Annotated in this window: 1 protein-coding gene; it reads left to right on the top strand. The window is 43.3% G+C overall.

The features are described from left to right. Positions 1–63 precede the first annotated feature (63 nt). A partial coding sequence (locus S1OALGB6SA_RS07595) for a hypothetical protein (protein ID WP_503465886.1) occupies positions 64–501 on the top strand: 438 nt, incomplete at its 3' end.

Genomic DNA, 501 nt, shown 5'->3' with positions numbered 1-501 from the left:
AACTGGTATGCCTATGTGAGCAACAACCCCGTGAAGTATGTCGACCCGACGGGAGAGAGTGAAATGCTTACGACGGTTGTCTCTCTTGGAAAACCGTTATCGGTTGGCAGTAGTTATGGTATAGTTATTCAGAAAGAATACGGGAAGGTTCTCTATCCTGAAGCTTGTATGGCCTTTTCCACATCCAATTCACTTACTGGGGCAGGGTATGATCCAAAAGAAGGGATTGATAACAGTGCTGATTTTGTCAACGAAAGAGTGGGACAGAGCTATGAAGATATCATTGAAGATACGTTTGGTGTAGAAATGGAAGCGGTGAAAATTCCTAGTGGTAAAAATATGGAAGAAATAGCTGAGCTTGTGGGCGATAATCCGGCTTTGATTAAGTTTGAGCAAAGTGATTTCTGGGGAAAGAGTGAGCTCAAAGGTGAACATGGGATAAGCTATCATAAGGGAATGATGATTGACCCCTATACGGGCACAGGAGGTAGTGATTTTGAC

The organism is Olavius algarvensis spirochete endosymbiont (assembly GCA_900608495.1).
GTDB lineage: Bacteria > Spirochaetota > Spirochaetia > DSM-2461 > DSM-2461 > UBA2779.
The sequence above is the reverse complement of the archived record's forward strand: the minus strand, read 5'-3'. Positions and strand labels throughout refer to the sequence as shown.